The organism is Streptomyces sp. SID3343, from assembly GCF_009865215.1.
GTDB lineage: Bacteria > Actinomycetota > Actinomycetes > Streptomycetales > Streptomycetaceae > Embleya.
The window spans coordinates 16,863-38,428 of sequence record NZ_WWJX01000987.1 but is presented as its reverse complement, the minus strand read 5'-3'; the positions used below and the strand labels follow the sequence as shown (position 1 = coordinate 38,428).

At 70.4% G+C, this 21,566-nt stretch carries 23 protein-coding genes; 12 read left to right on the top strand and 11 right to left on the bottom strand.

Annotated features, from left to right (window positions below):
- The 3 genes from GT354_RS30825 to GT354_RS30815 form a co-directional block, all read left to right on the top strand.
- A partial coding sequence (locus tag GT354_RS30825) for an MMPL family transporter (RefSeq protein WP_161359656.1) occupies positions 1-1,126 on the top strand: 1,126 nt, incomplete at its 5' end.
- A 128-nt stretch (positions 1,127-1,254) separates the two neighbouring features.
- Positions 1,255-2,496, top strand: coding sequence for a sensor histidine kinase (locus GT354_RS30820; RefSeq protein ID WP_161359655.1), 1,242 nt, complete (start codon positions 1,255-1,257; stop codon positions 2,494-2,496).
- Entirely contained in the window at positions 2,493-3,173 is a 681-nt protein-coding gene (locus GT354_RS30815; RefSeq protein ID WP_161359654.1) for a response regulator transcription factor, read from the top strand. The genes GT354_RS30820 and GT354_RS30815 overlap by 4 nt, the downstream gene beginning before the upstream one ends.
- A 211-nt stretch (positions 3,174-3,384) precedes the next feature.
- Here the strand turns inward: GT354_RS30815 and GT354_RS55955 are convergent, their stop codons facing one another.
- Positions 3,385-3,564, bottom strand: coding sequence for a DUF397 domain-containing protein (locus tag GT354_RS55955; RefSeq protein ID WP_161359653.1), 180 nt, complete (start codon positions 3,562-3,564; stop codon positions 3,385-3,387).
- A complete protein-coding gene (locus GT354_RS30805; protein ID WP_272923913.1) occupies positions 3,561-4,385 on the bottom strand; it encodes a helix-turn-helix transcriptional regulator in 825 nt (274 codons plus the stop codon). Before GT354_RS30805 ends, GT354_RS55955 begins: the two co-directional genes overlap by 4 nt.
- 435 nt (positions 4,386-4,820) lie before the next feature.
- Between GT354_RS30805 and GT354_RS30800 the strand changes: the two genes are divergently transcribed.
- Positions 4,821-5,441 (top strand): hypothetical protein, encoded by a 621-nt coding sequence (locus GT354_RS30800; RefSeq protein WP_237535626.1) that lies wholly within the window; start codon positions 4,821-4,823, stop codon positions 5,439-5,441.
- Between the two features lie 381 nt (positions 5,442-5,822).
- On the opposite strand, the gene GT354_RS30795 is transcribed toward GT354_RS30800, so the two are convergent.
- The 3 genes from GT354_RS30795 to GT354_RS30785 form a co-directional block, all read right to left on the bottom strand.
- On the bottom strand, positions 5,823-6,302 hold the full coding sequence (locus GT354_RS30795; protein WP_161359651.1) for a MarR family transcriptional regulator: 480 nt from the start codon (positions 6,300-6,302) through the stop codon (positions 5,823-5,825).
- A gap of 300 nt (positions 6,303-6,602) precedes the next feature.
- Entirely contained in the window at positions 6,603-7,562 is a 960-nt protein-coding gene (locus tag GT354_RS30790) for a cyclase family protein (protein ID WP_161359650.1), read from the bottom strand.
- Positions 7,563-7,709: 147 nt separating this feature from the next.
- Complete coding sequence (locus GT354_RS30785) at positions 7,710-8,816, bottom strand: alcohol dehydrogenase catalytic domain-containing protein (protein ID WP_161359649.1); 1,107 nt, start codon at positions 8,814-8,816, stop codon at positions 7,710-7,712.
- 308 nt (positions 8,817-9,124) lie between these two features.
- Here GT354_RS30785 and GT354_RS30780 point away from each other — a divergent pair, with 308 nt between their 5' ends.
- On the top strand, positions 9,125-9,409 hold the full coding sequence (locus GT354_RS30780; protein ID WP_161359648.1) for a hypothetical protein: 285 nt from the start codon (positions 9,125-9,127) through the stop codon (positions 9,407-9,409).
- Positions 9,410-9,499: 90 nt separating this feature from the next.
- Here GT354_RS30780 and GT354_RS30775 read toward each other — a convergent pair whose 3' ends face one another.
- Entirely contained in the window at positions 9,500-10,015 is a 516-nt protein-coding gene (locus GT354_RS30775; protein WP_161359647.1) for a GNAT family N-acetyltransferase, read from the bottom strand.
- Positions 10,016-10,106: 91 nt separating this feature from the next.
- Here GT354_RS30775 and GT354_RS30770 point away from each other — a divergent pair, with 91 nt between their 5' ends.
- The 4 genes from GT354_RS30770 (at position 10,107) to GT354_RS30755 (ending at position 13,053) form a co-directional block, all read left to right on the top strand.
- Positions 10,107-10,697: a hypothetical protein gene (locus GT354_RS30770; RefSeq protein ID WP_161359646.1), complete on the top strand. Its 591-nt coding sequence runs from the start codon at positions 10,107-10,109 to the stop codon at positions 10,695-10,697.
- Between the two features lie 504 nt (positions 10,698-11,201).
- Complete coding sequence (locus GT354_RS30765; protein ID WP_161359661.1) at positions 11,202-11,564, top strand: hypothetical protein; 363 nt, start codon at positions 11,202-11,204, stop codon at positions 11,562-11,564.
- A 125-nt stretch (positions 11,565-11,689) separates the two neighbouring features.
- On the top strand, positions 11,690-12,388 hold the full coding sequence (locus GT354_RS30760; protein WP_161359645.1) for an antibiotic biosynthesis monooxygenase: 699 nt from the start codon (positions 11,690-11,692) through the stop codon (positions 12,386-12,388).
- Between the two features lie 98 nt (positions 12,389-12,486).
- A complete protein-coding gene (locus GT354_RS30755) occupies positions 12,487-13,053 on the top strand; it encodes a hypothetical protein (RefSeq protein WP_161359644.1) in 567 nt (188 codons plus the stop codon).
- An 11-nt stretch (positions 13,054-13,064) separates the two neighbouring features.
- Here the strand turns inward: GT354_RS30755 and GT354_RS30750 are convergent, their stop codons facing one another.
- Positions 13,065-13,526 (bottom strand): helix-turn-helix domain-containing protein, encoded by a 462-nt coding sequence (locus tag GT354_RS30750; RefSeq protein WP_161359643.1) that lies wholly within the window; start codon positions 13,524-13,526, stop codon positions 13,065-13,067.
- Positions 13,527-13,717: 191 nt separating this feature from the next.
- On the opposite strand from GT354_RS30750, the gene GT354_RS30745 reads away from it, so the two are divergent.
- The 3 genes from GT354_RS30745 to GT354_RS30735 all read left to right on the top strand — a co-directional run bounded on the left by GT354_RS30745 (position 13,718) and on the right by GT354_RS30735 (position 17,253).
- Positions 13,718-15,013 (top strand): MFS transporter, encoded by a 1,296-nt coding sequence (locus GT354_RS30745; protein ID WP_161359642.1) that lies wholly within the window; start codon positions 13,718-13,720, stop codon positions 15,011-15,013.
- Positions 15,014-15,310: 297 nt separating this feature from the next.
- Entirely contained in the window at positions 15,311-16,621 is a 1,311-nt protein-coding gene (locus tag GT354_RS30740; protein ID WP_202512501.1) for a sensor histidine kinase, read from the top strand.
- Positions 16,609-17,253 (top strand): response regulator transcription factor, encoded by a 645-nt coding sequence (locus tag GT354_RS30735; RefSeq protein ID WP_161359641.1) that lies wholly within the window; start codon positions 16,609-16,611, stop codon positions 17,251-17,253. Before GT354_RS30740 ends, GT354_RS30735 begins: the two co-directional genes overlap by 13 nt.
- Before the next feature lie 266 nt (positions 17,254-17,519).
- Here the strand turns inward: GT354_RS30735 and GT354_RS30730 are convergent, their stop codons facing one another.
- The 4 genes from GT354_RS30730 to GT354_RS30715 form a co-directional block, all read right to left on the bottom strand.
- Positions 17,520-18,491, bottom strand: a complete 972-nt coding sequence (locus tag GT354_RS30730; RefSeq protein ID WP_161359640.1) for a fumarylacetoacetate hydrolase family protein — start codon at positions 18,489-18,491, stop codon at positions 17,520-17,522.
- A gap of 386 nt (positions 18,492-18,877) precedes the next feature.
- Positions 18,878-19,507, bottom strand: a complete 630-nt coding sequence (locus GT354_RS30725; protein ID WP_161359639.1) for a CoA transferase subunit B — start codon at positions 19,505-19,507, stop codon at positions 18,878-18,880.
- Positions 19,507-20,331: a CoA transferase subunit A gene (locus GT354_RS30720; protein ID WP_161359659.1), complete on the bottom strand. Its 825-nt coding sequence runs from the start codon at positions 20,329-20,331 to the stop codon at positions 19,507-19,509. The genes GT354_RS30725 and GT354_RS30720 overlap by 1 nt, the downstream gene beginning before the upstream one ends.
- Before the next feature lie 170 nt (positions 20,332-20,501).
- Entirely contained in the window at positions 20,502-21,437 is a 936-nt protein-coding gene (locus GT354_RS30715; protein WP_161359638.1) for an MBL fold metallo-hydrolase, read from the bottom strand.
- Positions 21,438-21,566: the final 129 nt, after the last annotated feature.

Sequence of the window (21,566 nt, the reverse complement as noted above, 5' to 3'; positions counted from 1 at the left end):
GCTGCGCCGTCCGGTGGCGGTGCTGGTACTGGGCGTGGTGGGCCTCGCCGTACTCGCCGTACCGATGGCGTCGCTGCAGTTGGGCATGCCGGGCGACGAGGCCAAGTCCACCGCCACCACCGAGCGGCGGGCCTACGACGCGCTCGCCGAGGGCTTCGGCCCCGGGTTCAACGGCCCGTTGACCATCGTCGTGGACGCCAGGGGTGCGGCCGACTCACGCACCGCGGTGCGTGCCGTCAGCGACCGGATCGGCGCCACGCACGGCATCGTGTCGGTCTCGCAGGCCCGCTTCAACGAGGCCGGCGACACGGCGGTCTTCCGGGCCACACCGTCCACCAGCCCCACGGACGAGAAGACCAAGACCCTGGTGGAGAAGATCCGCCACGACCGTGCGGCTGTGGAGGAGAAGGCGTCGGCGACGTTCGAGGTCACCGGCACGACCGCGCTGAACATCGACGTCGCCGCGAAGGTACAGTCCGCGCTGGTGCCGTATCTGGCGGTGGTGGGCGGCTTGGCGGTGTTGCTGCTGCTCGTGGTCTTCCGGTCCGTGCTGGTGCCGGTCACGGCGGCTCTGGGTTTCGTCCTCTCGGTGTTGGCCGCGCTGGGCGTGCTGGTGCTGGTCTTCCAACAGGGGCACGCCGCCGACCTGTTCGGGGTGGAGCAGACCGGGCCGATCATGAGCCTGATGCCGATCTTCATGATGGGCATCGTCTTCGGACTGGCCATGGACTACGAGGTCTTCCTGGTCTCGCGGATGCGGGAGGCGTACACGCACGGGGAGAGTGCCGGGCAGGCGGTCGTCTCCGGATTCCGGCACAGCGCCCGGGTGGTGACGGCCGCCGCGCTGATCATGATCGCGGTCTTCTCCGGGTTCATCGGGGAGGAGGGCGGACTGATCAAGATGCTCGGGTTCAGCCTGGCCGCCGCAGTACTCTTCGACGCCTTCGTGGTCCGCATGGCGATCGTGCCCGCCGTCCTGGCCCTGCTCGGCGACCGGGCCTGGTGGCTCCCGAGGTGGCTGGGCCGCGTCCTGCCGCGCGTCGACGTGGAAGGCGCGGCGCTCGGCCACGCGCGATCCGACGGCCGCGACCCCGATCCGGGCCGGCCGGTCGAGGCGCGCGTGTGATCGAGGACGCGCCCGACTTCCCCGCCCGCAGGACCGCCCGAGCCGAAGTGTCTCGGGCGGTCCTGCGGGCCCGTGCGCGTCGTCATCGGCGACCATGGACCACGGCACGCCCCCTCGCGGAGAAGACGATGATCAGCAATCTCGAACGGTACGCGGAGCGCCATGCCCGAGCCGCGGACGCGGTGACGGCGGTGGCGTTGTGCGTCTGCACGCTCTTCGGGGCCCAGATCGGCACGTCGGAGTCCTCGCCCCCGCACGCGTTGTGGCCCGCCTGGATCCTCGCCGTCTCCAGCGCGGCCGTCCTGGCCTCCCGCAGCCACCCGCGCGCCGCCCTCTCGGTCGCCGCCGCCGCGGCCGCCGTGCTGACCGGCCTGGGCTACCTGCCCAGCCCCCTGCTGCTGGCTCCCGTCATGGCCGCCCTGTACTGGCTTGCCGCACTCACCGACTCGCGGACCACCGGCGTCTACGGTTCGGTGACCGCGGCCGTGCTGGTGGCCACGTCGCTGGCAGGCGCGCCGATCGGCGACGACTTCGTACTGCGGACCGTGGGCACGGTCCTGTGGCTGATGCTGCCGGTGTCCCTGGGCGGCAGGAGCCGCTTCCGGCGCGCCTACCTCGAATCCGTCCAGGCCCGCGCCACGCACGCCGAACGCACACGCGAGGAGGAAGCCCGGCTACGGGTCGCCGAGGAACGCATGCGCATCGCCCGTGAACTCCACGACGCCGTGGCCCACTACATGGCCGTCGCCCACGCCCAGGCCGGCACCGCCGCCCACCTCGCCGACACCCACCCCGAACAGACTCGCAAAATTCTCACCGACCTGGTCGGCACCACCACCTCCGCCCTCCTGGAACTACGGGCCACCGTGGGCGTGTTGCGCCAGAACGCCGGCCCGGACGCCGATCCGTTGGAGCCCACTCCGGGTCTGGACCGCCTCCCGACGCTGGTGGCGGCCTGCGAATCGGCCGGCCTGACGGTCACCGTCGGCACCGAGGGAGAGGTTCGGCCGCTGTCCCCGGGAGTGGACCTGACCGCCTACCGGATCATCCAGGAAGCCTTGACCAACGCCACCAAACACGCGCCCGACCACACGGCCCGGGTCCGGCTCCGCTACGACGGCTCGCGACTGCTCCTGACCGTCACCAACGACGGCACGGCGAACGGCGGGGCCGCGGCGCCGATGCCCGGCGGCGGATACGGACTGATGGGCATGCGCGAACGCGCCCACTCCATCGGCGGCGACCTGCGCGCCGGCCCCCGACCCGAAGGCGGTTTCGAAGTCGCGGCCGCCCTCCCCTTCCAGCCCCGCACCCCGGCGGACGCCCCGGCGAACGACCTCGCCGGACAACGACACGAGGAAACCCGTTGACCATCCGTGTCCTGCTCGCCGACGACCAGGCCCTGCTGCGCGGCACCTTCCGGCTCCTGATCGACTCCTGCGACGACATGGAGGTGGTCGGCGAGGCCGCCGACGGCCGGCAAGCGGTGGAGTTCGCCCGCGTCCACCGGCCCGACGTCGTCCTCATGGACATCCGCATGCCGGGCGCCGACGGCCTCGCCGCCACCGCCGCCATCTGCGAGGACCCCGAACTCGCCGGCACCCGCGTCCTGATCCTGACCATGTTCGAGACCGAGGAATACGTCGCCCAGGCACTGCGCGTGGGGGCCAGCGGCTTCCTCGGCAAATACGTCACCACCGACGCGCTGCTGGACGGAATCCGCACCGTCGCCGCGGGCGAGGCCCTCCTGTCACCGGGGGCCACCCAAGCCCTGATCACCCGCTTCCTCACCACCCCCTCCTCCGGGCCGCCCCTCGCCCCGGCCGAACGCCTCGCCGACCTCACCCCCCGCGAACAAGAGGTGACCGTCCTGGCGGCCCACGGCAAATCCAACGATCACATCGCCCAGGAACTCGTCCTGAGCGTCCTGACCGTACGCACCCACATCCAACGCGCCATGACCAAACTCGGCGCCCGCGACCGAGCCCAACTCGTCGTCATCGCCTACCAGAACGGCCTCGTACGCGCCGAACCTCCCGTCCTGTGACGACAAGCGGACGGCCTCGGCGGCCGACGGCAACACGCGACATCGGCGGTTGTCGACCTGAAGGGGACAGACGCCTATAGGCCCTCTCGCACTCGGGCGTGGAAGCGATCCGAAGTCGCGGAGGCGGATGCTGTTCGTGCATCGGCACGGCCCGTGCCGGCGCACAAAGAAGTCCCCCGCCGCCTGGCGGGGGACTTCTTTGTTTTCCAGGCTAGCCCTTGAGCGCGCGCAGTAGTTCGACCCATGCGGCAGGAGTGACTTCCACATGTCCGCGGCGCCGGTCCTTGGTGTCCCGGACGCCCGTGGACGAGAGCAACGGGGCCACTTCCACACACGAGTCATTAGCCGTGGAGCGGCTGGCCTTTCGCCACGCGTATGCGTCGATGCTCAAAGCGCGTCCAATCTTGTTCGAATCAAATGCGCCGACTCGCCCTCGGTGAGGGCGCCCGAGCGCTGGTAGTCCAGGTTTCGTCGGTGCCGTCGCACGACCCGCTGATCCCTGATCATTTGCGATCCGCTGTCCCACTCGACATGCGCGACAGGGACATCGGTAGTCAACAGGTCGAGCACTGTAACCGCGCCCAGGATCGGCCGAGCCACGGCATCTGCCGGGACGATCCGCAGGCTCACGTTCTCCAACTCGCACAGATCAAGCAGGTATTGCAACTGCGCTTGCAAGGCTACCCGGCCGCAGAACGTCGCGGAAAGTACGGCCTCGGACAGGGTTGCCGCGAGCTGCACCGTGCCGGCCGTGATGATTTGAGCGCGCTGCAATCGGACGTTCAGCAACATCTCGGCATCGTCGGGGTCGGGAACGAAGGCCGAGTTCATGATGGTTGCCCGCGCGTACCCGGCGGCCTGCATTGGTCCGGGAACGAGGGTTGAGACAACGTCCAGGGCCGAAGCCTGCGATTCCAAGAGGATCAGTTCTTCGTAGTCCCGACTCAGTACGTCCGCGTACTTCACCCACCAGCGATCGGGTTCACGGTCCACGCCCAGGGCACGCTCAAGGCGCATACGGGTTACCGGAGTCAAGCGCAGAATGTCGGCGATCACGGCGAGCTGATCGGGTTTGATCGGTGTAACTCCCGTTTCCAATCGGGAAATCTTGCTCTCGGCCCACCCTGCCTGCCGCGCTACTTGCTCCATCAGCATCCCCGCTTCTTGACGAAGCCGCCGAAGTTCAGCCCCCACCTGCGCTGAATCACGCATCACATCCCCCTGACCCCATCGAACGCTTCATAGAAGCTCGGATAGAAGCTTGATGCAAGTCATCTTGCATGTCAGCGTATGAGATGTCACGAGTTCTCGACTCTCAGTGATTACCTACGCGCGTTGCCGAGGGTGAGCGCTGCTCGCAGGGCGGAAGGACACGCCATCTCCCCCACATCGACCACGCATGGAGACCGGCCGCCGACGACGCGGCCGCCGAGTGGACCACGACGGCATACACGGGCCGGCCGCGCTTCGCGCTGACAGTCGGCGCTCACATGCGATCCGAATGACGTGAACACCCTTACCGCGCAACCGTGTCGGCGACCCGTTCCCGAGGTCGAACGATCCCGCGGCGGGAGGTAGGGGGCGAGGGAATGCCTGGACAGCGTCTCGCCCCCTACGTGCCCCAACCAGAAAGGACACGTACCTACGATGCCAGATCAGTTCGACCGGATTCACGACCGGCCGGCGCCCGAGGCGATGGTGGACCGCTTCCAGAACGAACAACTGTGCCTTCTGGTCCGGGAATGGGCCACGTCGGGAGCCACCCGGGCGACCTCGGAGACCGGAGCAGCAGGGCCGGGCAGCGCGGCGGCTGAGCGTCCCGAGTCCGCCCGACCTCGGCTGTCCGGCAGTACGCGGGACGACCTCGACAAGGGTCGCGTGTTCTTCGAGTACTACCGGCACGCGTGGTGTCGCGACGACTACTCGGGTCGTGAGGGTGTCCTCATGGACGTGCAGGGCCGGCAGGTGCACCTACGTCTTCGCTCCGGGACGGAATTCACCTGTCGGGTAGGGGACTTGGTGGTCTTGAAGCCACCGCCGCCGACCCTGTACCGGCGCGTCCGGTATGTCGGGACGGACGACACCGCCCAGCGGCCGGACGGGGCGCTCATGGAGATGTGGGCGGTAGAGGGCGGCACATTGGCGGTCGTTCAACCCCCGGCGGGCCACGCGTGGTTCGCCTTGCTGGCGGACCTTGAGTGGATGGGCTGCCTATTGGGCCCGGTGGCGCAGTGGGGGGAGCCACCGATTCCTCCCGCAGAGGAGTAGTCGGCCCGATACCCCGGCCGATCCGGCCGGCTGAAGTGCACCGAGTCCGCGCCGGGTGTCACGTTCTCGGGTTCGCCGGTGTCTTGATGTCGCACAGGCAAACATACGAGGAGGACACCATGGCGCTACGCGTGCCGAAGACAAAGCGGTGCCGAGTGAGGGCGGAGACGCTGTTTCATTCGTCGTCCGTGGGCGGTTCGGGCGAGCGGCGATTCCGGATCGGGCGCGGGAACGGGTGCGAGCGTCCGATAGCGGATGTCGTTTCGGGGCGCGGCGAACGCGACAATCGCCCGCCCAATGCCGACCGATCGCATCCGTAAAATGCTCAGGTCCCCTTGCCCGGCGGCAAGGGGACCTGAGTATTTGGAATATGACGAATCGTCAGACGGCGGTGTCCTCGACGGCCGAGGGAATCTCGCCCTCCGCCATCTCCTCGACGAAACGCTGGAGCAGCGTGGCGAACGTCTCGCGGTCGGTGTCGCTCCAGCGGTCGAGCATCTCGCTCATCCGCCGGTCCATGACGTCGTTGAGTCGACGCCGCACCGAATCACCACGCGGGGTGAGCGAGACGAGACTGACTCGCCCGTCGTCGGGACTGGGCGAACGACGCACGTAGCCGTCGCGCTCCAGTTGGCCCACCTGACGCGCGGTCGCGCCCGGGTCCATGTTGGTCATGCGTGCCAACTCCCCCATGGGGAGCGGGCCTTGCTTCTCGATGCGGCGCAGCAGCACGTAGGCCGGCTGCGAGATGGTCGCGCCTGCCGCGGCGGCCTGGCCCGCGTACACCCGGCGGCTGGCGTGCCGCCGAAGCAGGGCCTCCAGCGCCCGCTGGATCGCTTCGACGTTTTCGGTGGAGTTCACCCCGACATGATAGCAGTCCTTGACTCCGTCAATTTAATACTGTGCGATAACCCGCCCAATTCGGGTCGGTTTCCGCGCGTGGTATAGCGGGGGTCAACAGCGGCGAGCGGTGTCGTCGGCCGGACGCGTTTATGGTCGCGGTATCGGCGAGGTATCCCCGCCTGTCGTATCCCGCCCGAGGTATCCGCACCCGAGCGCCCACGGCCACCGCGACCGGTGCGGGTAAGCGGTCGCCTCGGTCCCGACGGAGGAAACGAGACCGAGACGACCTGCCCATGGACTATGTCAGCCGTCAGACGATCAGACAATGGCAACCGGATTGATGGGGCTGCCCGTTGCGCCCGTGACCGGAAGCGGTGTCACGCACAACAGGCACGCATATGTCCCGGCCTCGGCCATCCCGGCGGCGAGATCGGTGAGCCACAGGTGTTCGAGCAGCGGAACACCCGATTCGACCAGTAGCGCAATGTGTACCGACAGGAACGTGTCGTCGAACGGGATGCATTCGATCGCGCTGTTGTCCGCGCCCACCGCGGCGATGTCGTGCGATCGCACGAAGTCCACGGCGTCGAGCGAAAGTCCGGGCTGCGCGAAGGAGGGTTCGCGGCCCGCGGCGACCGTCGCGCGGTACTCGTCGAGGTAGGCGGTGCGTACGAGCAGGACGTCACCCGACCGCACCTCGACGCCTTGGCGCTCGGCGCACGCGGTGAGGTCGGCCGCGGTGATCTTGTACCCGCCCTCCAGATGGGGCGTGTCGAAATGGCGCGGCAGGTCGAGCAGGACCGCGCGGGCCGCGAACGCGCCAATCTTGTCGATCCCGCAGCGCCCGGCCCCGGTGTGCGAGCGGAACGAGTCGGCCGGGAAGCCGTTGTAGAAGCGTCCCTTGGCCTGCACATGGCACAGCGCGTCCATGTGCGTGAGGTTGTGCGACGGGATGATCAGCACGTCCTCGTTGGACCCGACGTCGTCGCCGCCCTCGAAGCCGGCGTACATGTCGTCGGTCTGGCTCACCAGGGTGAGCCGCTGGGGGCTGCCGCGGAAGTCGAAGGCGGGCGCGTTGCCACGTTCGATGGGCAGGGCGAGCGAGTAGGACCGCCCCGTGCGGATCTCGTGTGCGGCGGATCTGACCCCGGCGGGCTCGATCAGGTTGAGCGCACCGCGCTCGTCCTCTGGGCCCCATCGCCCCCAGTTGCCGTGCGGCGGCGGGCTGTCGGGGGCAGGGGTGTGCGCGGGCACGGGTGTCTCGGTGGTGTCCGTCATGCGTGGGGCGGTCCTCTCCGGTCGGTCGGTCCGGGGGCGGACGGTCCGGGCCGGACGGTCCTCGCCAATCGGCCGATCGCGCCGAAGCGGTGCGGACCGCCCGACCGGTTCGGCCCGGCCCGGCCCGGTTTGCCTGCGAAGGTGAGCTCAGAAGGCGATGACGCCGCGCGCGATCCGTCCGTTGTGCATGTCGTCGAGGACGTCGTGGAAGCCCTCGGCCGGGTAGACCTTGGACACCAGCGCGTCCAGGTCGAACTTGCCCTGCCGGTACAGCTCGACGATCGCGCGGATGTCCTCGTGCGGCCGGACCCCGCCGGCGCGGGTGCCGAGGATGCCTCGGTCGCACTGGAGCAGGTTGGCGATCCGGATGCTCGCGGTCGCGGTCTGCGACGGCTGCCCCACCGCGACCAGGGTGCCGCCCCAGTCCAGGGCCTCCATCGCGTTTTCGAGCACCGCCGGGATGCCCGTGCACTCGAAGATCCAGTCCACCCCGCCCGCGCCGAACACGCCGACCTTGGTGTCCTCGCTGTACGGGAACAGCGTGCGGATCTCGTCGGCGACGTCGACGCCCTTGCCGGATTTGACGAAGTCGGTCGCGCCGAACTTGCCCGCGAGCTCGAACTTGCCGGGCACCGTGTCGATGCCCACCACCCGGCCCGCGCCCTTGAGGCGCAGCGCCTGTACGGCCGACAGGCCGACGCCGCCCAGGCCGATCACGGCCGCGGACTGGCCGGGCAGGATGTTGGCCCGGTTGAGTACCGCCCCCGCTCCGGTGACCACGCCGCACGGCACCAGGCACGCGGAGGTGAGCGGCACGTCCTTGGGGATGGACACGCACTGGATCTCCTTCACGAGCGTGAGCTCGGCGAAGGTGGACGCGCCGGCAAAGTTCCACACCGGCTCGTCGCCGATCGAGAACGGCGTGCCGCGGTTGCCCAGGGTCTGCCGACAGCGGTTGGGGTGCCCGGTCTGGCAGTAGCGGCACATCCCGCACGCGGCGATCGTGGTGATCACCACGTGGTCACCGGGCGCGACCGCGCCGACGCCCGCGCCGACCTTTTCGACGATGCCGGCGCCCTCGTGACCGAGTACGGCGGGGCTGGGCCACTCGATGACGCCTTCGAGCACGCTCACATCGCTGTGGCAGACCCCGGTCGCGACGATCCGCACCAGGACCTCACCGGCCTCGGGGTCGCGAACCGTGACGTCGTCCCGTATCTCGGCGCCCGTGGCGGTGTGCAGGATCGCGCGCATGTACCGTCTCCTCGTTCCGGGAAGGACGGTCCGCCCACGAGATGTGTTCGCCGCGGGTCGGACCGGCCCACCCCAAGCCGAACTCTCAAATCCTTGGTCTTTACAACCGATGTCGATTATTCACCGGCCGTCGAAGAGGTCAAGGCTTACCGGGGCCGGGATCTGACGCACCGTCGGATCCGCACGGTCGGATCCACGCCGCCCGAGTGCGCGCCGACTTGTAAGGGGTTTCCCCACAGACGATCGATGCGCCGCGCGCCAAGCTGTCGGCACGGTCGGCAGCCGGCCGGGCGCACGGGGGTGACGCGGTGGACTATCGGATTCACGGGGCGTACGACCGCGCGGGCCGGCGTTTCGAGGTCCGCGAGGCAGGGTCCGACGACCTTCGGCGCATCGACTGCGACGTGTGCGGTAGCCGCGAGCGGGTGTGGTTCAGCTTTCCGCGCACGGTGGCTCGCCGGCATCTCGCCGAGCGCCACGGTGCGACGTTCGGCTACGAAAGCGCGATGACGCCGCTGAGCAGGTGGCTGACGGTGGTGGGGGGCGGTCTGAGTCTGGTGCTGCTGCTCGTCGGGTTCGCGGTGCTGCGGTGATCGGTGACGGGCCACCACCGGCCGAATGATCGTCGATCGAGGCGTCAAGCGGTGTTCCGCCACGCCGTACCCGCCGCTCGGCAGTCGTGCTCAGCCCACCACCGCGCTGCGGCGTTCGAGCAGGACCACGTCGCGCCACGTGCCGTGATGGCGGGCGACCCGTTCCTGGGTGCCGATCGTGCGGAAGCCGGCGGCGGCGTGCAGGGCGAGGCTCGCGGCATTCTCGGGGAAGATGCCGGCCCGAACGGTCCAGATCCCGGCCGCCTCGGTGGAGGCGATCTGGGCGGCGAGCAGGGCGCGGCCCACACCTCGGCCGTGCACGTCGGGACGAACATAGACGGACGTCTCCACGACGCCCGCGTACGCGGCGCGCGTGGAGCTCGCGGACGCCGCGATCCACCCCAGCACCGGGCCGCCGTCGCCGTCGCGCGCGACGAAGCGGTGGTCGGGCAGTCTGCCGGCGTCGAACTCCGGCCACGCGGGGGCCGCCGACTCGAAGGTGGCGTTGCCCGTCTCGATGCCGAGTCGGTAGATCGCGAGCACCTGCCCGGCGTGCTCGGGCCGCATCGCGGCGATGGTCACGGTCGGATTCGCGGTGCTCGTCATGATGGTCCCCGGGGAGGTCGGGCGGTCGGTCGCGCCCCCATCCTCGCCAACCCGAGTGCATTCGCCCACCCTCCCCTGCGACCATTCCCGAATGGGTACTCAAGCCGCATACGACCTCGACGCGACGATCGCGCACTCCATCGAGGTATTGACCGAGGCCACCGAGGGCGACCGGGACTGGTCGCGCCCGGCGGGCGAACTGGACTGGGACTGTTGGTACACCCTGGTCCACATCGTCGGCGACCTGTACACGTACGCGGGACAGGTGGCGTCGGGCCGGCTCGACGACTACGTGCCGGTGGGCATCCATGCCGAGGGCGACCCCTCGCCGACCCGGATGCTGCACGCGGTCCGGGCCGGGGGCACGATCCTGAGCACGGTCGTGGCCACCCGGCCGGACTCGGTGCGGGCGTATCACCCGTACGGCAACTCCGACCCGGACGGCTTCGCCGCGATGGGCATGGTCGAGGTGATGGTCCACATGTACGACCTCGCGGCGGGCCTGGACCTGACCTACGCCCCGCCGTCCGGCCCGTGCGCCCGCCTGATGCGGCTGTTCCCCGACGCCCCGACCGACGTCGACCCGTGGTCCGCTCTGCTGTGGTCGACGGGCCGGGTCGAACTCCCCGGGCACGCCCGACGCGTCGGCAAGTGGCGTTGGAAGGCCATGCCGGACGCCTGAGCAAGCACTGTCCGATCCGGTATCGGCGCCGCACCGCCGGGGTGGGGTACCACCCGGGAGGCAGCGTCGGCGCGGACATGGCCGACCCGAAGGGCCGAGGAGCTCGTGAACCGCTTCGAATTTCCCCACGTTGTCGTCGAACTCGTCGCTGCCGTACCGGAGTTGCGCGAGGACCTGGTGGCCCACATCGTCAACCAGGACGGCATCCTGGCATACGTCTTCGTCGAACTCGACGTCACGCCGATGATCCTCACGGCCTGGCGGACCGGCCGGAGCGAACTCGTCCATCGCTGCCTCGCGTTCCTGGACGCGGCCCTCCGTGACGGCGACCCCGAGACGCGCAGCCTGGTCGCGATCTCGTTCGTCGAGGCGATCAAGCCATCGGATCCGGCCATGGCCCCCTTCATCGCCCACTGGCCCGAAGCCCTGGCTCGCGAGGCCCACCGCCGATCCCCCGAGCCGGTGCTCGCGCGAGCGGCCGGCGAGGGCGCGGGCCCGGGGTCCGTGGACGGCCTGACCTTCGTCCCCCTCGACCGCCCCGAGCACGGCGAGGTGGACGCGTCGACGCGGTTCGCCTACCACGAGCGCGACGGCGCGGTGTGGGCCGAGTACAGCGGGGGCGACATCGTGCGTGGTCGGCTCGTCGGCACGCGCCACGAGGACGAGTTGGACTTTCGCTACGTTCAACTCAACCGCTCCGGCGGCACCGCCTCCGGGCACTGCGTCAGTCGTGTCTCGCTCCTGCCCGACGGGCGGCTCCGGCTCGACGAGACCTGGGAGTGGGAGTCGCGCGACGGCAAGGGGACAAGCGTCGTGGAGCAGGCGCACGGACAGCCGTGCGCCGACGCGGGCCGCCCGCCGTCGTGACGGGTCGCGGGCGGGCCGGAACGGGCGCGGGCGCGGCGGGCTCTTGACCTCATCCGCACTTGAGCTACCAGGCTGAGGGGACGTCAGCCGCCGGGTAGTCGGCGGTGTATCGCGAGGAGGCCGCCATGTCCGCACGCCCTGCCGTTTTCCCGGACGCCACCCGTTCCGACGCCGGCACGGTGCTGGTCAGTTCGTGGGTCGTGGGCACCGCCGAGCGGCAACGGATCGCGGCCGACCTGATGCTCGACGAGTGGGAGGCCCGGCAGCGGCCGGACGCGCTGCTCTCGCTCAACGCCTTTCTGAGCCTCGACGGCGGCCACATCCTCTACTACGCGCAGTGGACGAACGACGAGGACCACCTGACGTGGGTCCGCAACGGACGCGCCGAGGCGGTCTCCCGGGTCGACTCCGTCATACCCGGCATCGAACGACCGGGCCTGACGCGGTATCAGCCGCCGCACACCGTGGTGCCGGTCGGTACGGGCGACGCGTCACGGCGGCCCGGTTTCGTCGTCGCGATCACCTTCCGAACCGAAAGCCCGGCAGCCCAGCGGGCATTGACCAACGCCATCGCCGCACGGCTGCGCACGCAACCGATCCCCGGCCTGATCGCGGCCCACGTGCACGACGATCGGAGCGGCGACCGCGTGCTCAACTGGGCCGAGTGGGCGGACGAGCAGTCGTGGCGGGCCTTCGTGGCCGGACCGGTGTCGGCCGAACTGGCACAGGCCATCGAGGACTTGCCGGGCGTCACGCCGCTGGGCGGCGTCCCGTACCGGCTGCATCGCAGCCTGGTGAACGTCGCTCCCGTCGCCCACGCGTGATTTCGACCGGCGCGTCGAGCCGCGGCCGATTGTCGGACGCCGTACCTACGTTGGACCTCGGCGGACATCGCGAACGGTGGACCGAAGGGGTGGGGCCCATGAGCTTCAACGGAGACATCGTCGTCTTACGCGGGGAAACGTCGTTGGTCGACCTGGCACCCGACGTCGGGGGCGAGACGCACCCCGTATACAGCGAGTGGCGCTATGCGCACGGTTGGTGTGCGGTGCACGTACGACACTTCGCCGCGCCGCGCGGGTACGACCGCGCGTGGCTGACCGCACTCGCGGCCGCGACCGGGTCGCCGGTGCTGGTGTGTTCGGTCTTCGAGAGCGACGTGGCGCACGTCCAGGGACTGAGCGGCGCCGACTATTGGGAAGGTTGGCTGGACCCGGGCACGGCGGCGTCCCGACTGGCCGGCGATCGGCTGGTCAGGGCGCATGGTCGCGGCGACTGGGCGCGATATCGCGATCAGGCCGCCGCGTGGCTGGAGCAGGACCGGCCGCGCGTCGCGCAGGCGGCGGTGCGGTGGGCGGCGGCGGCAGGCCATACCGTGCCCGCCGGACCGATCGCCGAACTGCTGGGCCTGCGCCGGGACCCGTTCGTCGAGGACTTGTTCTTCCATCTGTTGACACGGCTCGGACTCGCCGCACTCCCGCCCGGATGACGCGCGCCGGCTCACTCTCCCCCGGCCTCGCCGACCTTGTGCACCTGCGTGCCCTCCGGCCCGACGCGGCGGCCGTCGGCGGCGCGCACCTCCAGGGGACGCAGGGGTCGGCCGTGCCGCCGGTCGACGAGGTCGGAGTGCGGCTCCTCCGGGTCGAAGAAGTGTGCTTCGCCCCACTGCCGTAGCGCGACGATCACGGGGAACAGGTCACGGCCCTTGGCGGTCGGCACGTACTCGTTGTAGGCGCTGCCGTCGGAAGCCGGTACGACCTCCAGAACACCGCCCGCGACCAGCGCCCGGAGCCGGCTCGCGAGGATGTTCTTCGCGACGCCCAGACTGCGCTGGAACTCGCCGAACCGCCGACTGCCGTCGAACGCGTCGCGGACGATCAGGAGCGACCACCAGTCGCCGATCGCGTCGACCGAGCGGGCGACGGGACATTCGTTGTCGTCGAACCGGGTGCGCTGCACCATGCCGAACCTTCCCTCACCGATCGAGCCGTTTGCCGTTTGCCGACTGCCGTTTGCCGTTTGCCGTTTGCCGACTGCCACGTGTCACCTGTCATGCGCCATGCGTCATGCGCCACGCGGTTGCAACATGCTACCAAATCGGCCTACGGTTCACCTGGTAGCAAGTTGCTACCGAAATCGAGAGGGTGACGCACATGGCCGACCCGGACGTAGGACCGCGAGCCGCCGAGGCCACACCCGAGCCGGCCGGACCGGTCGAACCCGTCGAACCGGCGGCGCACCCGCCCCTGTCGCGCGCGCTCGTCCTGTTGTTCGCCGCCGCCGCCGGCGTCGCGGTCGCCACCGTCTACCTCGCGCAGCCGCTCCTGGTGACCATGGGTCGCGACTTCGGGTTGAGCCCGGGCACCGTCGGCCTCGTGGTCACGCTGACCCAGGCCGGCTACGGACTGGGCCTGTTCCTGCTCGTCCCGCTCGGCGACCTGGTGGACCGGCGACGCCTGATCGTCACCCAGTTCGCGGTCCTGGCCGCCGCGTTGGCCGCCGTCGGCGTCGCGGGCGACACGGCCCTGCTCCTGGCCGCGATGGCCGCGGTGGGCCTGCTCGCGGTGGTCACCCAATCCGTCGTCGCCTATGCCGCGTCGCTGGCCGGCCCGGCCGAACGCGGGCGCGTGGTCGGCCTGGTCACGAGCGGCGTGGTCACCGGCATCCTGCTCGCCCGGACGGTGTCCGGCGCGTTGGCCGACCTCGCGGGCTGGCGCTCGGCGTACCTCGTCTCGGCCGCGCTGACGTCGACACTCGCGGCGGCGCTGTACCGCGTCCTGCCGCGCACCGACGTCGCCGCGTCCGCGCTCTCGTACCGCGAACTGCTCGGCTCGATGGTCACCCTGTTCGCCGGCGAGCGCGTCTTCCGCATCCGGGCCGCACTCGCGCTGCTGATCTTCGCGGCCTTCGGCACGCTGTGGAGCAGCGTCGCCCTCCCCCTGAGCGAGGCGCCGTGGTCCCTGTCGCACACCGCGATCGGCGCCTTCGGCCTCGCGGGCGTCGCGGGAGCGCTCGCCGCGACCCCGGCGGGCCGGCTCAACGACCGGGGCCACGCGCGGTGGACGACGGGCGTGGGACTGGTCCTGCTCACCCTGTCCTGGATCCCGCTGGCCTTCACCCGGCACACGCTGTGGGCCCTGGTGGTCGGCGCGGTCGTCCTGGACCTGGCCGTGCAGGCCGTGCACGTCACGAACCAGACCCTGATCTACAACCTGCGCCCGGAGGCCGGCAGTCGGCTGATCGGCGGCTACATGATCTTCTACTCGATCGGCAGCGCCACCGGCGCGATCACCTCGACCACGATGTACGCGGCGACCGGCTGGATCGGCGTCTGCGCCCTCGGCGCCGGCTTCAGCGGGAGCGCCCTGGCCCTGTGGGCGCTCACCCTGGATCGGCCGTCGAAACGCCGACCGGCCGCACCGGTCGTCACACGGTCAGCAGCACGTTGATCACCACGCCCACGGCCACGACCATCAGCGCGATCCACGGCCACGAGCGGTGTTGCCTCGACGGCTGCCACGGGTGTCGGTCACGGTCGTTCACGCGATCCGCCCTTCGTTGTCCGTACAGGTCGACGCGAAGGCGTCGACCTGTTCAAACGTAGAAGCCATGGCGGCGGGCGCCCATCCCACCGGTGGGTGTCTCGATGGTGGTGCGCGCACCACCATCGTCGCCGGCCGCGGTCGAACACGTAGGGTGCGCATCGGCGGCCGGGACGACCACCACGGGACGAGGGCGAGGACGGGGTGACCACACCGCTGCGCGACCATCTCAGGCGCTTCGCGACCGGCCTGCGTCGCCTCGCGGTCGATCGTCGCGCGCTCGCGGTCGAGCTTCGCAGGCTCGCGGTCGACTTTCGGCGGCTCGCCCTCGGTGGGGGCACCGCGCTCGTCGCGCTGCTCGCGCTGCCGGTGATCGTCGTGGTGGGCCTGCTCTGTTTCCTGGGCGGCGTCGGCATCCCGCTGCTGCCCCCGCTCGCCGGTGGCGTACGGCGTTTGGCGGGCGTCGAGCGGCGGCGGGTCGGGGCCGTGCTCGGGGGCGCCGCCGTACCGGACGGATACGTGCCGCCGGCCGGGCCGATACTCGCTCGCGCGCGCACCGTCGTGACCGACCCGGCCGCGCGGCGTGACGCGTTGTGGCTCGTCGGGCACGGACTCACCGGCACCGTCGCCGCGTTCGTCGGCCTCGCCCTCCCGCTCGCCGCCGTCAACGACGTCACGATGCCGCTGTGGTGGTGGGCGGTGCCGGGGTCGCCGGCGTCCGGAGTCGGCTTCGCCGTCGACTCGTGGCCGCGCGCGGCGGTCATGTTCCCCGTCGGCGCCGTGATGACCGTGCTCGCGTGCACCGCGATCCCCCGTCTCGTGCGCGGCCAAGCCCGGCTCGTCCGGCCGCTGCTGACCCCGCCCGTCGACCGATCGGTCACCGCCCGCCTCGCCGAGGTGACCGCGAGCCGAGCCGCCGCGCTGGAGGCCCACGGCGCGGAACTGCGGCGCATCGAGCGCGACTTGCACGACGGCACGCAGAACCGCCTGGTGGCCGTGGTGATGTACCTGGGCCTGATCGAGCGAGCCCTGCAGCGCGATCCCGAGCAGGCCCTGCCGCTCGTGCTGCGCACCCGCCGGGCCGCGACGGACGCGCTCGACGAGCTGCGTGAGGTGGTACGCAGCATCTACCCTCCGATCCTCGACGAACGCGGCCTCGACGGCGCGGTCGCGGCCCTGGCGGCGCGCTGCCCGGTGCCGTGCGTCGTCGACACGGCGGGGCTGGCGCGGGCTCCGGCCGCCGTCGAGACGGCCGCGTACTTCATCGTCGCCGAGGCGTTGAACAATGTCGCCAAGCACAGCGGCGCCGAGCAGGTACGGCTGCGGCTCGCGCACGAGGAAGGCACAGTGATGATCGAGGTGGACGACGACGGCCGCGGCGGCGTGGACGAGAGCGCCGGCAGCGGGCTCGCGGGCATCCGCCGGCGCGCCGCGGCACTGGACGGGCGCGTCACGGTGGACGGTCCGGTGGGCGGTCCCACCCGGCTGCGGGCGGAGTTGCCGTGCGGGTGGTGATCGCGGAGGACGACGCGCTGCTGCGTGAGGGGCTGGTCCTGCTGCTGACCGGTGAGGGCTTCGAGGTGTGCGCCGCCGTCGACAACGGCCCGGACCTGTTGGCCGCCGTGGACGCGCATCACCCGGACGTCGCGGTCGTGGACGTACGGCTGCCGCCCGACTTCGGCGACGAGGGGTTGCGGGCCGCGATCGAGGCCCGCCGCCGCCGGCCGGGGCTGCCCGTCCTGGTGTTGTCCGCGTACGTCGAGGACCGGTACGCGTCCGACCTGCTCGCCGACGGCAACGGCGCGACCGGCTATCTGCTCAAGCAACGCGTGGGCGACGTGGCGGAGTTCGCGGCGGCCTTGCGCCGGGTGGCGACGGGCGGTACCGCGCTCGACCCGGAGGTCGTCGCGCAACTCCTCGTCCGGCGCCGCGCCGACGACCCACTGCACGCGTTGACCGCGCGCGAGCGCGAGGTACTGGCGCTGATGGCCGAGGGGCGCTCCAACACCGACATCGCGGCCCAACTGGTGATCACGGAGGGCGCGGTGAACAAACACATCCGCAACATCTTCGCCAAGCTCGACCTGGCCCCGGACGACACCGGCCACCGACGAGTGTTGGCGGTACTCACCTACCTGAACAGCTGACGGCACCGCGCCACCCCCGGCTCCGGAGGCCGCCGGCGGGCCGCCCAGGCCCGTGGACGGTCTTGCGGCGGCGTCCGGTGCAGCAACGGCACCGGCGGCGCGTGTGTTTCGAGGCCCGCGGCAGCCTCGTACGTGCCGTCCCGGTTCGGGACGGCCATGACCGTGCCCGCCACCTCCTGGGCTGCCCTCGCCTCGACGTTGGGCGCCTGACGGACCGCCCGATGCCCCGTCACCCGTCCGGTCGGTGACGGGGCGTCGGTGGCCGGTCAGGCGGTGTACGTGTCCTTGCGGGTGCGGGGGCGCTTGCGTGCCGACGGGATGGGCTGCGGGGAGGCGCCCGCGACGACCTTGTTGCTCAGGGTGCCGATGCCCTCGACCGACAGGGAGACCTCGTCGCCCGGCTGGAGGGACGGCAACTCGGAGCCCAGGCCCCAGAGTTCGCCCAGGCAGCCGCCGTTGCCGCAGGTGCCGGTGCCGAGCACGTCGCCGGGGCGTACCCACGTGCCGCGTGACGCGTACGCGACCAACTCGGCCGGGGGCCAGCCCATGTTGATCAGCGAGTCGCGGCCGACCTCGACGCCGTTGATCGACGCGCGGAGACCGATGTCCAGGAAGCCCTCGTCGTCGCGGTACTTGTCGAACTCGTCGGCGGTCACCAGCCACGGGCCGATCGTGGTCGCGGTGTCCTTGCCCTTGATCGGGCCCAGGCCGACCTTCATCTCGCGCGACTGGAGATCGCGCGCCGACCAGTCGTTGAAAACGGTGTAACCGACGATGTGCTCGGCCGCCTGTTCGACCGTCAGGTCCTTGCCCGCCTTGCCGACCACGATCCCGACCTCCAACTCGAAGTCGAGCAGTCGCGACCCCGGCGGCATCGGCACGTCGTCGCTCGGGCCGATGATCGCGTACGGGTTGGTGAAGTAGAACGTCGGCAGCTCGTACCACTCGGGCACGACCGTCGCGCCCGGTCCCTGCACGGTGACCGCGACGCCCTCGACGTGCTCCTCGAACGACACGAAGTCGCGGACCGTGGGCGGCTGGAGCGGCGCGCGCAGCCGTACGTCGGCGAGCGCGACCGAGGGGGCGGTCAACGCCTGCTCCCCCGCCGACCGCAGCGCGTCGCCGCCACGCTCGATCAGGTCCAGCAGCGTGACGCCGTCCGGCAGCGGGTGCACGAAATCGTCGGTCACCACTCCGCAGCGGGTGGAGCCATGCAGGTCGAAGGTCGCGAACTTCACGGTGTGTACTCCTTGTTGTGCCATTGCGCTACGAGCCCGTTGGGCAGGCCCGGCGGCAGTATTGCCGAGCATCGCACCTGGTCAGACGGGTGGGGCCGGGAACACGCCGCGATCGGGCGCGTTGAACGATTCCTTCGCGACCGGTTCGCTCATCGGGGTTCGCGCCGACGGTCGCGGGCAGCTCGTCGCCGCCGGTGCGCGGCGCCGGGAAGGGGGCGAGTACCTCGCCGTCGGGGGTGCGCATGCCGAGCAGGTCGAAGGCGTGGCCGGCGGCCGACACGTCCTCGTACACCGGATGGCGACCTGGTGCAGCGGCTGGAACGCCTCGTGGAACTCGTTGGGTCGAACCTCGAAGCCGCACGCGGAGCGTCGAACAACGGCAGGCGTCAGAGGATCAGCTTCGGCCCCGTCTTCGCGCGGATCTCGTCCCGCGTGACGCCCGGGGCGGCCTCGACCAGGATCAGGCCGGCCTCGGTCACGTCGATCACCGCGAGGTCGGTGATGATGCGCTGGACACAACGCTTTCCGGTCAGCGGCAGTGAACAGACGTCGACGATCTTGTGCTCACCCTTCCTGGAGACGTGCTCCATCAGCACGATGACCCGGCGGGCGCCGTGGACCAGGTCCATCGCGCCGCCCATCCCCTTGATCATCTTGCCGGGGATGGTCCAGTTGGCGAGGTCGCCGACCGCGCTGACCTGCATCGCGCCGAGGATCGCGGCATCGATGTGGCCGCCGCGGATCATCCCGAACGACAGTGCCGAGTCGAAGAAGGACGCGCCCGGCAGGACCGTGACGGTCTCCTTGCCGGCGTTGATCAGATCCGCGTCGACCTCGTCCTCGGCGGGATACGGGCCCACCCCGAGCAGGCCGTTCTCCGACTGCATGACCACGTGCACGCCGGTGGGGATCTGGTTGGGCACCAGAGTGGGCAGCCCGATACCGAGGTTGACGTACGAACCGTCGGTCAGTTCGGCCGCCGCACGGGCGGCCATCTCGTTCCGGTTCCAGGCCATCAGTCGCACACCGCCCCGGACACCGAAGCCACCGAACCACCCGAAGCACCCGAAATCGAAGGCCCAGCCGCCCCCGTGATCGTCGTCTTCTCGATCTGCTTCGCCGCGACCTGAGCCGCCGTCAGCACCACCACCCGCTGGACGAACACCCCCGGCAGGTGCACCGCGTCCGGGTCCAGCTCGCCCGGTTCGACCAGTTCCTCGACCTCGGCGACGGTGATCCGCCCGGCCATCGCGGCGAGCGGGTTGAAGTTGCGCGCCGACTTGTCGAACACCAGGTTGCCGTGCCGGTCGCCCTTGGCCGCCCGCACGAGCGCGTAGTCGGTGGTGATCGACTCCTCCAGGACGTATTCGACGCCGCCGTAGCTGCGTACCTCCTTCTTCGGGGAGGCCACCACCACGTTGCCCGCGGTGTCGTAGCGCCAGGGCAAGCCGCCCTCGGCGACCTGTGTGCCCACGCCCGCGGGGGTGAAGAACGCCGGGATCCCGCACCCGCCCGCGCGCAGCCGCTCGGCGAGCGTGCCCTGCGGGGTGAGTTCGAGTTCGATCTCGCCGCCGAGGTACTGCCGCGCGAACTCCTTGTTCTCGCCGACGTAACTGCCCGTCGCACGCGAGATGCGGCCCGCGTGCAGCAGGACGCCCAACCCCCATCGGTCCACGCCGCAGTTGTTGGAGACGACCTTCAGGTCGGTCGCGCCCTGGGCGTACAGGGCCTCGATCAGCACCGACGGAATGCCACACAGCCCGAACCCACCGACGGCGAGCGAGGCCCCGTCCCCGATGTCGGCCACCGCCGCCGCGGCCGTGCTGACCACCTTGTCCATGCCATCTCCGATCGCCACAGCCGATCCTCGGACGCTACGCGTCCCGAAACCCCCCGCAGCGACCCGTCTTCCGCCCACCGGAACCCCACGCCGAAGCGATCGTGGGGATCGAGCGCGGTTCGAGGTCCGAACCGTCCCGACTCCACGATCGCTTCGGCGCGCGAGTGCCGTTACGCGTAGCAGCTCAGGGGCTTGCCGTCGTTGAAGGTGACCATGTCGCCCAGGGCGCCGTATATGTCGATCGTGCCCGCACGCTCGACGCCGCCCAGTTCGGCGTAGGCGCGGTGCAGGTTGCCGACGATGCGCTCGGAGTCGGACAGCGCCGCGTACTCGCCCAGATCCGTTTCGCGGGCCACCGACAGCGGGTCCAGGCCGGCCTCGCGACCCTTGCGCGCGGTCTCCAGGAGGAAGTTCGTGTAGCCGATCGCGTAGTCGATCTGCTCCGGGCCGCACACCTCGCCGTGTCCCGGGACCAGCGTGGTCGCGCCCAACCCCTTGATCTTTTCGAGGACTTCGAGGTAGCCCGCGGGCGAGCCCATCAGCAGGAACGGCGTGCCGCCGTTGAAGATCAGGTCGCCGGTGTACAGGACGCCCTGCTCCTCCAGCCACACCACCGAGTCGTTCGAGGTGTGCGCCGCGCCGAAGTGACGGACCTGCGCCCGCAGGTCGCCGGCGTACACGGTGACACCGTCGGTGTAGGTCAGGAACGGCGCGACCGGGCGCAGGTCTCCCCACCCGACACCGGGCCAGATCGGCTCGACGTCCATCAGTCCGTAGGCCAGTATCTCGGCGCGGGTCCTCTCGTGCGCGACGATCGTGGCGGTGTCGAACAGGTAGTTCCCGTTCGTGTGGTCACCGTGGTGGTGCGTGTTGATCAGCGTGCGGATCGGGGCGTCCGAGTACTTCGCGACCGTGTCGATGAAGGCACGGGTGCGGTTCTCGGTCGCGCAGCCGTCGATCGCGACGACCCCTTCGGGGCCGACGAGGAATCCGGTGTTGTTGATCCACCAGGTCCCGTCCGGCTGGATGTACGCGTACGCGCCGTCGGCGACCTCCTGCACACGAGGCGGGTCCATGTGTCCGTGGTCGTGGTGCGACGTGCTCATCGAAAACTCCCGATCGACTGGGTGGGTGCATTCACGTGCATACACCGCCGGGCACCCTGCGCGCAGCCTGACGAGTCGTCAGTTGCCGTGTCCGTTATGGCTTGTCCGCGATGTCCCGCATGTGTTGCC

Coding starts and splice junctions, on each gene's coding strand:
- GT354_RS30820 (WP_161359655.1), top strand. CDS start 1,255: ATGATCAGCAATCTCGAACGGTACGCGGAGCGCCATGCCCGAGCCGCG.
- GT354_RS30805 (WP_272923913.1), bottom strand. CDS start 4,385: ATGCGTGATTCAGCGCAGGTGGGGGCTGAACTTCGGCGGCTTCGTCAA.
- GT354_RS30800 (WP_237535626.1), top strand. CDS start 4,821: ATGCCAGATCAGTTCGACCGGATTCACGACCGGCCGGCGCCCGAGGCG.
- GT354_RS30790 (WP_161359650.1), bottom strand. CDS start 7,562: ATGACGGACACCACCGAGACACCCGTGCCCGCGCACACCCCTGCCCCC.
- GT354_RS30785 (WP_161359649.1), bottom strand. CDS start 8,816: ATGCGCGCGATCCTGCACACCGCCACGGGCGCCGAGATACGGGACGAC.
- GT354_RS30775 (WP_161359647.1), bottom strand. CDS start 10,015: ATGACGAGCACCGCGAATCCGACCGTGACCATCGCCGCGATGCGGCCC.
- GT354_RS30770 (WP_161359646.1), top strand. CDS start 10,107: ATGGGTACTCAAGCCGCATACGACCTCGACGCGACGATCGCGCACTCC.
- GT354_RS30760 (WP_161359645.1), top strand. CDS start 11,690: ATGTCCGCACGCCCTGCCGTTTTCCCGGACGCCACCCGTTCCGACGCC.
- GT354_RS30755 (WP_161359644.1), top strand. CDS start 12,487: ATGAGCTTCAACGGAGACATCGTCGTCTTACGCGGGGAAACGTCGTTG.
- GT354_RS30750 (WP_161359643.1), bottom strand. CDS start 13,526: ATGGTGCAGCGCACCCGGTTCGACGACAACGAATGTCCCGTCGCCCGC.
- GT354_RS30745 (WP_161359642.1), top strand. CDS start 13,718: ATGGCCGACCCGGACGTAGGACCGCGAGCCGCCGAGGCCACACCCGAG.
- GT354_RS30725 (WP_161359639.1), bottom strand. CDS start 19,507: ATGGCCTGGAACCGGAACGAGATGGCCGCCCGTGCGGCGGCCGAACTG.
- GT354_RS30720 (WP_161359659.1), bottom strand. CDS start 20,331: ATGGACAAGGTGGTCAGCACGGCCGCGGCGGCGGTGGCCGACATCGGG.
- GT354_RS30715 (WP_161359638.1), bottom strand. CDS start 21,437: ATGAGCACGTCGCACCACGACCACGGACACATGGACCCGCCTCGTGTG.